Annotated in this window: 12 protein-coding genes; 8 read left to right on the top strand and 4 right to left on the bottom strand. The window is 48.5% G+C overall.

Annotated elements, in window-relative coordinates; all coding sequences use genetic code 11:
* Positions 1-15: 15 nt before the first annotated feature.
* Positions 16-849: a choice-of-anchor L domain-containing protein gene (locus NNX04_RS11425; RefSeq protein ID WP_007640223.1), complete on the bottom strand. Its 834-nt coding sequence runs from the start codon at positions 847-849 to the stop codon at positions 16-18.
* A 241-nt stretch (positions 850-1,090) separates the two neighbouring features.
* The gene (locus tag NNX04_RS11420) at positions 1,091-1,513 is read right to left on the bottom strand and encodes a DUF4124 domain-containing protein (protein ID WP_007640226.1); all 423 of its coding nucleotides are present in this window, start codon (positions 1,511-1,513) and stop codon (positions 1,091-1,093) included.
* Positions 1,514-2,026: 513 nt separating this feature from the next.
* Here NNX04_RS11420 and NNX04_RS11415 point away from each other — a divergent pair.
* Genes NNX04_RS11415 through NNX04_RS11385 form a run of 7 tightly spaced genes read left to right on the top strand, consistent with a single transcriptional unit; the run spans position 2,027 to position 9,380 of the window.
* The gene (locus NNX04_RS11415; protein WP_040391207.1) at positions 2,027-3,763 is read left to right on the top strand and encodes an acetolactate synthase 3 large subunit; all 1,737 of its coding nucleotides are present in this window, start codon (positions 2,027-2,029) and stop codon (positions 3,761-3,763) included.
* A gap of 1 nt (position 3,764) precedes the next feature.
* Complete coding sequence (gene ilvN / locus NNX04_RS11410; protein WP_007640230.1) at positions 3,765-4,256, top strand: acetolactate synthase small subunit; 492 nt, start codon at positions 3,765-3,767, stop codon at positions 4,254-4,256.
* Between the two features lie 35 nt (positions 4,257-4,291).
* Positions 4,292-5,092, top strand: coding sequence for a sterol desaturase family protein (locus NNX04_RS11405; RefSeq protein WP_198284739.1), 801 nt, complete (start codon positions 4,292-4,294; stop codon positions 5,090-5,092).
* Positions 5,093-5,097: 5 nt separating this feature from the next.
* Complete coding sequence (locus NNX04_RS11400) at positions 5,098-5,961, top strand: fatty acid desaturase (RefSeq protein WP_261945821.1); 864 nt, start codon at positions 5,098-5,100, stop codon at positions 5,959-5,961.
* A 3-nt stretch (positions 5,962-5,964) separates the two neighbouring features.
* Positions 5,965-7,854, top strand: coding sequence for an iron-containing redox enzyme family protein (locus tag NNX04_RS11395; RefSeq protein ID WP_261945820.1), 1,890 nt, complete (start codon positions 5,965-5,967; stop codon positions 7,852-7,854).
* Between the two features lie 42 nt (positions 7,855-7,896).
* A complete protein-coding gene (locus tag NNX04_RS11390; RefSeq protein ID WP_261945819.1) occupies positions 7,897-8,814 on the top strand; it encodes a DUF6999 family protein in 918 nt (305 codons plus the stop codon).
* Positions 8,814-9,380 carry a DNA-3-methyladenine glycosylase gene (locus NNX04_RS11385; protein WP_261945818.1) on the top strand — a complete coding sequence of 189 codons (567 nt, stop codon included), beginning with the start codon at positions 8,814-8,816 and terminating at the stop codon, positions 9,378-9,380. The genes NNX04_RS11390 and NNX04_RS11385 overlap by 1 nt, the downstream gene beginning before the upstream one ends.
* A gap of 4 nt (positions 9,381-9,384) precedes the next feature.
* On the opposite strand, the gene ilvY is transcribed toward NNX04_RS11385, so the two are convergent.
* A complete protein-coding gene (gene ilvY / locus NNX04_RS11380) occupies positions 9,385-10,251 on the bottom strand; it encodes an HTH-type transcriptional activator IlvY (RefSeq protein ID WP_261945817.1) in 867 nt (288 codons plus the stop codon).
* A gap of 155 nt (positions 10,252-10,406) precedes the next feature.
* Here ilvY and ilvC point away from each other — a divergent pair, with 155 nt between their 5' ends.
* Entirely contained in the window at positions 10,407-11,423 is a 1,017-nt protein-coding gene (gene ilvC / locus NNX04_RS11375) for a ketol-acid reductoisomerase (protein WP_007640245.1), read from the top strand.
* Positions 11,424-11,501: 78 nt separating this feature from the next.
* Here the strand turns inward: ilvC and NNX04_RS11370 are convergent, their stop codons facing one another.
* The gene (locus tag NNX04_RS11370) at positions 11,502-12,353 is read right to left on the bottom strand and encodes an HDOD domain-containing protein (RefSeq protein ID WP_261945816.1); all 852 of its coding nucleotides are present in this window, start codon (positions 12,351-12,353) and stop codon (positions 11,502-11,504) included.
* Positions 12,354-12,394: the final 41 nt, after the last annotated feature.

The raw sequence follows: 12,394 nt of genomic DNA, 5'->3' as shown, positions 1-12,394 counted from the left end.
GCAGTCAATAAAAAATTATTTTGCTGCCTTGCGACGGCTCCAGCCCAGTGCCGCCAGCATCAAGCCCAGCAGGGTTAATGAGGATGGCTCAGATACGCCAACAGGAGTATCGGCAAACGATTTGGCTTCAATAAAAATCCAGGAATCCAGAATGCTGTCGCCAGCATCGGCAATTGCAAATTCCATGGTGTGCAGGCCCGCGCTCAAACCTTTCAGTGTGATCTGCAAGCTTTTGGTAAAACCATCCATTTGGGTGTTGTAAACAGCGGATGTGTTATCCACAAACAGACTGCTATTTTGTGAAGTGTTAATTGTGTTGATAGTGATTGGGTCGCCCGAGCCTGGTGTTAAAGCGACATTCACGCCGTCAACAAAAAAGCCAAATACATCGTTAAATTGGCTTCCAACATATTCCAGATATTCTTCTGAACCAAATACAAAGTTGAAGAACAGATCGCCACCATTGCCACCATTAAATTCAAAATCGAATTTGAGGACACTGGCATCAAAAGTGTTGAATCCGGCAATCGCGGTGAGAGGAGCGTAACCCGCAGTTCCATTGCTGCTTCCTGCGCCGCTGCTGTTGTTAGTGCCAAGCGCGTTGGTTGCCTGACCGGTAGAGAGCACAATTCCCTTGTCGATGCTGATGCCTGCACTATTGCCATTTGTGAAGGTACCTGAAGCGCCATTAGCACCGTTGTAATTTACATTGCTGATGCTAATACCGGAGCCCAGAATTGTGTTGGCCAGTGAGCTGCCATTATTTTCGGGGGTGATAACCAGTGCGTTAGCAGCACTGCTGAGTGCCATAGCGGCGATAAAACCTGCAGTAATCAATGAAGTTTTCATGGGTATTTTCCTTTAATAAACAAATTGTATGCTGGAGTTGTCCCTAGCAGCCGTGGCTTAGCAGTTTCTGTGCCTATCCGATTTTTTATTTATAAATCATGGGCTTAATCTATTTGTAATGTCGTGTAATTGTAAAAATATCCGACGAGTGCTAGCTCACCGGGCGGTGAGCGCTGGAGGTGGTTTTTTGGGGAGGAGGGAAGTGGCTGGGAGTGTTCCCAGCCTGAAAAAAATGAGTGGATTATTCGCAGGCTTGATTGATGACTGCTTGCATTGCGGTGCGTTGTGCTTCTTTTTCTTCTTCAGTTAGCAGTCGTTGAACACCGTCTTCACCGGCAATTTTGATACGTGCAACGGTATTGAGTAGTTCCAGATTTTTTTGTGCCATTGTGCAGCGTTCCGGATCTTTCAATGAATCCGCGACAGCATCTGTAGTTGTATTGGCTGGGGTAGTTGGTGCTGCAGGTGCAGGTGTCGGCTCGCTATGCCCGGTGCGTGTTTTAATTTGGCGAGCTTGTGAATCTTTGGGTGGGCGCTCCCCATAGTGAACTACCCCTTTTTCATCAGTCCAGGTAAAAACATTGTCTTTGGCTGCAAAGGTATTGCTGGCAGAGAAAGCCACAACCCAAGCACCAAGAATACTAATCAGGAGTTTTTGTTTCATTTGTCGCGCCCTTGTTTCAGCTATAGCCGAGAGATGCCTTCAACTATAGCGCTTATGGTCTGCGAGCGAAACCGCGGCCCCGAAAACTGTGAGCAAGCGCAAGCGGTTAGGGAAGTCTTCGCCAGAACTGGTTGGGCTAGTTAAAAAATGAACAAAAAGGTATCTAATTTCTTGACTTTGCTGGTTATCTTGGGAGAATTGCCACTCCGCTAGATGGCTGCAGATGCCCCTAAGCTTGGGCGTTACTCTGCTCCCCGCCAAGTCACCCTCTTGGCGACCCATCTACTGGCCGGGTTCCTACCAGAATCCCGCCTGAGAAAGCCGCTGTTTACCTGCACGGTTTTCGCTGATCCGATCTTGGCCTTGCCGGGTCTTGTTCGTGGATCATTCATTGCGCTTGTCCGCCTCTGTGCGCTGGCGCCTGTTTTGTGTGATGCCCCGTGTCTTGTTTCTGCTGAATACTGCGGCACACACTCGCTTTTGCGACTTACATATCCTAAAAGGGGAATTATTGTGGAAATGCTTTCAGGCGGAGATATGCTCATCCGCGCGCTGAAAGACGAAGGCGTTGAGTACGTTTTCGGCTATCCGGGCGGCGCGGCACTGCATATTTACGATGCCATCTTTCGTCAATCTGACGTTAAACACATTCTCGTTCGCCACGAACAAGCAGCCACCCATGCTGCCGACGGTTACGCGCGTGCGACCGGCAAAGTGGGTACAGTACTGGTGACTTCCGGCCCAGGTGCGACCAATGCCATAACCGGTATTGCGACGGCCTATATGGATTCTATTCCGATGGTGGTGATCTCCGGCCAGGTGCAAAGTCACTTGATCGGTGAAGACGCCTTTCAGGAAACCGACATGGTGGGTATCTCCCGCCCGATCGTAAAACACAGTTTTATGATCAAACACGCGAGCGAAATTCCTGAAGTCGTGAAAAAGGCCTATTACATCGCCGCGACCGGTCGCCCCGGCCCGGTAGTTATTGATGTGCCTAAAGACCTGACGCATCCGGCGTATACCTTTCCCTATGCTTACCCAGAGAAGGTAAAGCTGCGCTCTTACACGCCGGCGACACGCGGCCACTCAGGTCAGATCAAAAAAGCAGTGCAATTGCTGCTCGGCGCCAAGCGCCCGATGATCTATTCCGGCGGCGGTGTAGTGCAGGGCAACGCCTCGCATTTGCTGAAAGAGTTGGTTGATCTGCTCAACTATCCAGTGACTAATACCTTGATGGGCTTGGGTGCTTATCCCGGTACCGGCAAGAACTTCCTCGGTATGTTGGGCATGCACGGCACCTATGAAGCCAACACCGCAATGCATCACAGCGATGTGATTCTTGCTGTGGGCGCGCGTTTTGATGACCGCGTAACCAACACCGTTAGCAAGTTCTGCCCGAACGCCAAAATTATCCATATTGATATTGATCCCGCATCAATTTCCAAAACCGTTACTGCTGATGTGCCTATCGTTGGTGCGGTAGATAATGTGCTCAGCGAAATGCTCAGCCTGATTAAAGACAGCGATGAAAAACCCGATGCGCAAGCCATTGCCAGTTGGTGGGAGCAAATCAACGAATGGCGCGAGCGCCACGGTATTTACACCCAAAATCGTTTTGATACCTCTGGCGATAAAATCAAACCGCAAGAAGTTATCCAAGCAATTTGGGAAGTCACCAAAGGCGACGCTTATGTCACCTCTGATGTTGGTCAGCACCAAATGTTTACCGCCCAATATTATTTGTTCGACAAACCGCGTCGCTGGATCAACTCCGGTGGTCTCGGCACTATGGGCTTTGGTTTGCCGGCGGCGATGGGTGTGCAAATGGCAGAGCGCGATGCAACCGTGGTGTGTGTAACCGGTGAAGGCTCAATTCAAATGTGTATCCAGGAATTGTCCACCTGTACCCAATATCACTTACCCGTCAAAGTGATTTGTTTGAACAACCAGGCGCTCGGTATGGTTCGCCAGTGGCAAGACATGCAGTACTCCAGCCGCTACGCGGAAAGTTTGTATGAAGATTCGCTGCCGGATTTCATCAAACTCGCGGAAGCCTATGGTCATGTTGGTATTCGTGTCACCAAACGCGAAGAACTCAAGGCGAAACTGGAAGAGTGTTTTGCATTGAAAGATCGCGTGGTCTTTATGGATATCATGGTGGATCAATCCGAACACGTTTACCCCATGCAAGTTGCGCCCAACGGTTCCATGCGCGACATGTTGTTAAGCAAAACGGAGCGCACCTGATATGAGACGTATTATTTCTGTATTAGTTGAAAACGCTCCCGGTGCCTTGTCGCGTGTAGTAGGTTTGTTTTCCCAGCGCGGCTACAACATTGAGAGCCTCACTGTGGCACCAACCGAAGATGAAACCCTGTCGCGTTTGACCCTGACCACCATTGGCGATGATCACAAAATCGAACAAATCACCAAACACCTCAATAAATTAATTGATGTGGTTAAGTTGGTGGATTTAACCGAAGGTTCGCACATAGAGCGCGAACTTATGCTGATCAAAGTCAAAGCATCCGGTGCACAGCGCGCAGAAGTAAAACGCTGCGTGGATATTTTCCGCGGTCAAATCGTGGATGTCACCAGTACGCTCTACACCATCCAAATCACCGGCGCGAGCGATAAACTCGACGCGTTTTTACAAGCGGTGGGTGATGCAGCAATTATCGAAGTCGTGCGTACCGGTGTGTGCGGTATTTCACGCGGCGAGAAAGTGTTGAGTTTGTAAGTGTTTTTGTTTGTATGATGAAGGCCGATGCTTGCATGAGCATCGGCCTTTTTTATGAAAAATTATTTGCTGGATTCAGGTTGATGCGCGACTTTATTTTAAATTGCAATATTTTTGAGATTGCCGGTGCGGGGCTCGCATTTTTTGGTGGGATTTATCTGTTGTTTGGCATACTCAACCTGATTCTTACCCAACAGTTATTGCCGCGCTGGCGTTTGGGCGCCAAGCTTGATCCTCGCCCGATTGGCGATGGCCAGTTGGAGCGCGAATTATTATTGTCTGCCAGCTCTATCGGGATTTTTGGGGTAGGCATGATTTTTCCGTGGGGCTTGTTGCAGTTGGGGTGGGCGAAGCTCGCGGTAAATCCTTCAGTGCTGCAAACCTTGATCGAAATTTTGGTCTTGGTGGTGTGGAATGAAATCCATTTTTATGCCAATCATTGGTTGCTGCATACTCGCTGGTTGCGTCGCTTTCATTTGCCTCATCATCGCTCGGTGGTCACTACTCCTTGGTCGACCTATGCGTTTCATCCAGTAGAAGCATTAATGTTGGGCAATGTAATTTTATTGCCGATGTTGGTACATGATTTTAGTGTGTATGCACTTTTCTCTGTGCCGTTATTTAGCCTGTTGTTCAACAGTATTGGTCACTCCAATTACGATTGGAAAACCACCGGGCATAGCGTATTTCACAATGCAAGTCGCCGCCATCATTTGCATCACGCTTGTTTTAATGGCAATTACGGTTTTATGTTTCCATTTATGGATAAGCTTTTCAAAACTGCATTGCCTGCGGATGCCGCCGACAAACAAATTAATCGCTGGCGAGTGCGCTAAACGCTATGCGTAACTGGCGCGATTGGCAAAGCCTACTGTACTTGCTGGTTTTACCATTGTTGGTGTTATGGCAATGGCAACAGGGATTTAGTTGGCCACTCTATTTGCTGGAATTATTCTTAACCTTAGGCGTAGGCGTGATCCACCATAATCACACGCATTTGCGTATCTGGACTTCGCGTCGGTTAAATCGCCTTACCGATTTATGGATTACCCTGTTGCAGGGGCATCCCACCTTTGTGTTTTATCCTTCCCATATTGCTAATCATCACCGCTATCAACATGGTGAACAGGATATAACACGCACCTATCGCTTTAATACACCCGGTGCACGCGGCGACACTAATCATTTGCTGGGATATTTGTTGCATCCGCTACAGGCAATTTCAGTGTTATATCCGGAATTTATTGCTTACCTAAAACGTCGTTATAAATTCCAGCGCGCCTATTTTTATTATTGTGTATTGCAGTATCTTCTCGTTATTGGTTTGTGGCTGGTGCTGGCCGTGATCGATTGGGAGAAATGGTTAGTGCTGGTATTGATTCCGCAGCTACATGGTCTTCATTGGTTGTTGGCGACAAATTATCTTCAGCATGCGCATGCCGATGGCTCTGGCAAAAATTTACACTTTGCACGCAATTTTTATGGTTTGCTTAACCCGCTGTTATTTAATATCGGGTTACATACCGCGCATCACCAGCACCCGCGCGACCATTGGTCACAGTTGCCGGAATTGCATCAAGTCTATGCTTTCCAAGTTCATCCTGCGTTGCATGAAAAAAGTTTGTTGCGTTATATGCTGCGCACTTATCTATTGGCGTTGCTGCACCCGCGTTGGTGCAGCCGCTCGTTACATCACAAGGACTAATTTATGCCTACCCGTTTTAATCGTGTTTACATCCAATCCGCCGGTTATCACTTGCCGGGTGAACCGGTCAATAATCAGGAGATGGATGATTTTATTGCACCGATTAATCGCATATCGTTGCGCATAAAAAATAAAATTCTGGCGGAAAATGGTATTCAAACCCGCCATTATGCGATTGATAAAAATGGCGAGACAGTAACGTCGCATACACAGCTTGCGGCTAATGCCATTCACGATTGTTTGGCGCGCGCTAACGCGAGTTTACTTGATGTGAGTTTGCTCGCGGTTGGCTCATCGGGTAGCGATGCCTTAATTCCCGGTTTTGCGGCTATGGTGCAGGGTGAGCTGGGTGCGCCGCCGATGGAAACCTTGTCGAGCCTTGGTGTGTGTGCTGCTGGCATTTCTGCCTTGGCTTATGCAGCCCAATCGGTGGAGCTGGGGGCGCATCAGCAAGCATTGGTTGCAACCGCTGAAATGCCGTCGCGCATTTTCAAAAAAAGTCGCTTTGCACCGCGCGGTTACAGCAGCGATTTTGATGCACATTTTTTGCGTTGGATGTTATCTGACGGCGCTGGTGCAGTATTGCTTACCGATGCACCACAGGCAAAAAATGGTGTGCGCTTAAAAATAAACTGGATACACCAAAAAAGTTTTGCCGGAGATTATCCTGTTTGTATGCAGCTTGGTTTAACCGAAGATCGCAGCAAATCCTTTCTCGATTTTCCGTCATCCAGCGAGGCGGAAGCGGCGGGTGCGCTTTCGCTGCGACAGGATATTCGCTTGCTGCCGCATTTGTTTGATATAAGTATCCACGAATACGTAAAACTGGTGCGCGATGGTTGGGTGACCTCGGGCGAGATTGACCATTTTCTCTGCCATTACTCATCTGCCCGTTTTATTCCGGTGGTAGAGGAGTTGTTAGATAAAGCGGGCTTAACGATTCCGCGCGAGCGCTGGTACAGCAATTTAACCACGCGCGGCAATACCGGTTCGGCATCAATTTTTATTATGCTCGCTGAATTTCTCGATACGCATCAGGTTAAGCCGGGCGAGAAAATATTTTGTTTTATTCCCGAGTCAGGCCGTATGACCGCGGCCTATATGTTGATAGAAGTGGAAGCGGCCAATGCCCCTTTGGCTGCTAATCTTGCTCCCATAAATAATTCGATAACGTCAGAAAAAACCGCGCTGCCGGATATTGCAGCACCTCATGATCCACGCTCCGCTCCACAACATTTACAAAGCGTATTAACGACGCTTGCGGGTATCTGGCATGACTATCGTTCGCAAGTATGGCGTAGCCCGGTTATCCACAAATTGGTGAGCCAGCAATTTGCATTGGAAGATTATCGACATTGGACTGCGCAATGGGTGCCACAAGTGCGCGAGGGCAGTAAGTGGATGCGCGAAGCCGTTGCATCGCTCACGGGTAGCTATGCTGATCTGGCTGCGTTAATCGAAACCCACGCCGGCGAAGAACAAAACGATTTTAAAATTTTGTATAAAGATTATTGCGCGGCAGGTGGAACTGAAAAGCTGGATAATTTGCGCCGCAATCCCGGTGGCGAAGCCTTGAATAGCTATTTGCATTCGCTGGCAGCGACGAAAAACCCCATCGGATTATTGGGTGCGATTTATATTATTGAAGGTACTGGCCAGCGTATCGTGCCCGCGCTCTTGCCTTTGCTGCGCAAACAAGTGGATTTGCCCGCAAGTGCATTTCGCTTTTTGGAATACCACGGTGCGAATGATGAGCATCATCTCGCGCGTTGGTTGGCGGCGGTTGAACTGGTGTTGGCGATTGATCCAAAGGCTGCAAGCGCGATTATCGCTACGGCCAAACGCTCTGCCCAACTTTATCTCATGCAGTTTGAACATATTCTGGAGTCATAGCGGATGGACAATTTAGACAAGATAGAAAGGGAGCCAAAATTTTTGCAATCCGAATTTGATCCGCGCGATCCCAGCCCTTGGTTGGCGCTCTATCTGGATCAAAGCACGCCGCTGCCGGATCATGTTAAAAAAGCCTGGCTCGCTGATTCGGAAACACCATCACGCCAATTTCTATTGCCCTTTGTGCGCCCGATTGCGCGCACGCTGATTGTATTAATCCAGATTGTTAAAGTGGTGGTGCCGCGCAACTGGGCCGCCTCCAAACTGCTGCATTGGATTCTTGCTACGGGTTTGAAATATTTTGTGCGCCCTGAAGCCAACTGGTTAGTTCTGCGCCATTTCCACATGGGCGCGCAGATTCTGGAATTTATCGCCGCCAACGCGCCAGTGGCAGTGGAAACCTCTCCGCTCAAACCAATGAATCTGGATGATTTGAAAGATGAGCTGTTTTTAAAGCACGATTTGAATTTATTTAATTTTGTGATTCGCCTGGGCAAGGCACTGCGCGCTGCGGATAAAAAATTAGCGCCAGTCGCGAACCCTGATTTCAGTATGATCAAAGAGCCGGAGCTAGCATTGGATTCTATGCCGCGTGGAAAACTCAATGGAATCGACCTGCAAACCGCCATCGAAATGTTCACGCCTACTTATCAATTGTTTTTAACCGACAACGATTTCTGGCGCGCATCCAATTCTTTGCAGCTGGATGAAACTATCGGTTTGTATGTGGCGACCATTTTAAATTCGCCCCAGCATTTGGTATTGCTTAACAACAAACATCCACTAGTGCCGATGAGTACCTTGCGTGCTGGCTATCGTTTGGTGTTGCACGGTTTATCAACGGAAATGCTGCATGCCTTGTTAATGGATTTGAAAAAAGCACAAGCTGAACATCATGCACTTGATTACAGTATTAACCAATCCACCTCGGTTGTAGATGCAAACGAAACTGGAATCTAATGAGCGATATTTTTTCGATAATTGATTTTTCTGCTCCATCGCACGAAGTTGCGCCGCAGTTGATCGGTGCGCAATTTTTTGTGAATGGCGTAGGTGGAATTATTGTTGAAGTAGAAGCTTACGATCAGTCTGAGCCTGCATCCCACACATTTTCCGGCCCCAGTGCGCGTAATGCCTCTATGTTTGGTGCACCCGGTTGCGCCTATGTTTATCGCTCATACGGTATTCATTGGTGTTTGAATTTTGTTTGTTCTCCTGAAGGTCATGGTGCGGGTGTTTTAATTCGCGCGATCCAGCCGACACATGGGTTGGATATTATGCGCGCGCGTCGCGGTGTGGAATCTGAAAGGTTACTTTGCTCTGGGCCAGGGCGCGTGGGGCAGGCGTTGGGCATTATCCATACCTTTACTGGTCGCTCCCTTAGGAAAAGGCCTTTCAAGCTATTGCCTGCAGTTGCGTCGGTTGATGTTATTCATGGCCCACGCATTGGTATTTCCAAAGCCATGGATTTGCCATGGCGTTTTGGTTTGGCGGGCTCGCCTTTTCTCAGTAAACCTTTTCGTTAATCGATTAATTATTTGGCTCGCGTAGCTGGCTCCAAAACGCATTCACAATCGGGCTTTTCAATCGTTTCTCCATCACACAAATCCCCGTGTCGTAAGGGCCGAGATCCGGTTGTGGGTTAAAACGTTTTACCTTGTCAGCAAGCGGACTATTATCCACTACGATTTGCGGTGCAACGCCGACACCGAATCCCAGGCTCACCATGCTCACAATTGCCTCGTTGCCTTTTACTTCTGCATAAATATTGGGCTTGATGCCGAGTGAATCGAACCAGATATTTAATCGCTCACGCGCTAAACCTTCCTCGGGAATGATTACTGGAATTTCATCCCATCCTTTAGCTTGCCAGTCTTCATTATTCGCGGTGATAAAAATCAGTGGTGAACTGTTTATAGGTTTGAAGCTGATGCCTGCGGGAAGTTTGTCGGGTTTGGCGGCGATGGCGATATCCTCATCACCCGCCAGAATTTGCTCGATCGATTGTGCTGGGTCGCCGGTGTGGAGTTTGATCGCAATGCCGGGATGTTTAACGCGGAACTCGGTGAGGATTTCATAAAGGAAGCTGTAGCTTGCCGTTACCGAACAATAAATGCTGAGTTGGCCGCGCAGCTGATCGGCCTGCGCCAGTAGGGATTCTTGATATGTCTCCCACTGTTGGATCACTTCTTTGGCAAACCCCAGAAATTGTTCGCCTTCGTGAGTGAGGATCACCGAGCGGTTGTCGCGTACAAAGAGGCTCACGCCTAAATCGTCTTCAAGCTGCTTGATGTTGCGGCTTAGTGTCGATGGGCTGACATGACTGGCATTGGCGGCGCGACCAAAGTGGAGGCTATTGGCGAGATTGCAAAACAACCGGAGTTTGGTGATATCCATGATCGGGGATTAATAACCTCGTTGCATAAACTGAAATATTGAATTGCGAATATATCATTTTACGCGATGCGGGTGTTTCTCTACACTGGCGACCTTTTATCCAAGTCGCCTTGTGATTTCTCATCGGGCGGTAATCATCCCAACAGGAGTCTGTTATGCACGTTTATTACGATAAAGATGCCGATCTTTCTATTATCCAAGGCAAAAAAGTGGCCATCATTGGTTATGGTTCACAAGGTCACGCGCACGCTTGCAACCTGAAAGATTCAGGTGTTGATGTGGTTGTTGGTCTGCGCGCTGGCTCTGCCACCGTTAAGAAAGCTGAAGCTCACGGCCTGAAAGTGACTGACGTTGCGACTGCGGTTAAATCAGCTGACGTAGTGATGATCCTCACTCCGGATGAGTTCCAATCAAAACTCTATAAAGAAGAAATCGAGCCAAACATCAAGCAGGGCGCTACCTTGGCTTTCGCTCACGGCTTTGCGATTCACTACAACCAAGTAGTTCCGCGCAAAGATTTGGACGTGATCATGATCGCTCCAAAAGCACCAGGCCACACTGTGCGTTCTGAATTCGTGCGCGGCGGCGGCGTTCCTGACCTGATCGCGATTTTCCAAAACGCATCAGGTAAGGCGAAAGATACTGCTCTGTCATACGCATCAGGCGTAGGCGGTGGCCGTACCGGTATTATCGAAACCACTTTCAAAGACGAAACTGAAACCGATTTGTTTGGCGAGCAAGCTGTTCTTTGTGGCGGTGCGGTTGAGTTGGTAAAAATGGGTTACGAAACTCTGGTTGAAGCAGGCTACGAGCCTGAAATGGCTTACTTTGAGTGCTTGCATGAACTGAAGCTGATCGTTGACCTGATGTTCGAAGGCGGTATCGCCAACATGAACTACTCCATCTCTAACAACGCTGAATACGGCGAATACGTGACTGGTCCTAAAGTGATCAACGAAGAATCGCGCAAAGCTATGCGTCAAGCGCTGAAAGATATCCAAACTGGCGAATACGCCAAGAAGTTTATCCTTGAGGGTGCAACTAACTACTCATCAATGACTGCTGCGCGTCGTAACAACGCGGCGCACGGTATTGAAGTGGTTGGTGCCAAATTGCGTGCGATGATGCCTTGGATTCAAGCCAACAAAATCGTTGACCAAAGCAAAAACTAATTCCTGCAGTTAATAATGTAGTGAGTTATGTGTAAAAAACCCGCTTCGTGCGGGTTTTTTTATGCTGCGATTGTGCGTTCACCAGAGATTGAGCATTTCGGCGCAAGCTTCATCCATATCTGTGGAGAGTGCGGTATAGCGTGGATCTTTCAATTCGAGCGGCTCCTGCAGGTTTGGTAGGTCAAGTTTCTGTATTTCACTAAATCCCCCGGCAAACAGATTGGCGATATACACAATTTCAGACAAATTGCGTGGCTGGGTAATTTGCACCCTGGGGATGTCGATTTCCTGCACTGCATTAATAATCTCGGTGGGTAGGCCGAGAGCATCCAGCAAAATCGTTCCAATACTTTCATGCCACTGCGCAACCAGATAGCTAACGCTCTCCGGGCGCTCAACCAACTCCGGGTAACGAGTCACGCGATGCAGAATAAAAAACGCGCCAAGATCGTGGATCAATCCTGCCAACATGGCGGTTTCCGGTGCCACGCGCGTTAGCTTTAACGCCAGTACTTTGGCTATGGCTGCTGTTTTAAGGCTGTGTATAAGCAGCTGTTTTAGCTCGGGCGCAAAAATGCTTGTTTCGTGGGTTTGTGCAAGCTGGGTCAATGCGCAGGCAAGGGCTACAGACCGGGCAATTTCCAGTCCTGTGCGATTCAGGGCCTTTTCAATATCGGTAATACTGTGCCCGGATGGGTTATAGCTTGCTGAATTGGCAAGTTGCAGGATTTTGCTGGTGACTAGTGGATCGTGTTGTATTTCCTGAGCAATTTGTCGAAGGCTTGCAGAATCGCTGCGCATAATTTCCGAGATTCGCGCGGATACATCAAAACAGGTTGGAAATACAATATCGCCTTGCAGCTCCTTGGCAATATCTTCAAGTAGTTGAAAGCGTTTGTTTTTCAGTTCCGTGGCAGATATGTCGGTCATCTCATCCAACCCCACAATGCAAACTAGCAACCTTATCCTGA

This window comes from Cellvibrio sp. QJXJ (assembly GCF_024452345.1).
Taxonomy (GTDB): Bacteria; Pseudomonadota; Gammaproteobacteria; order Pseudomonadales; family Cellvibrionaceae; genus Cellvibrio.
This window is presented reverse-complemented; position numbering and strand designations above follow the sequence as displayed.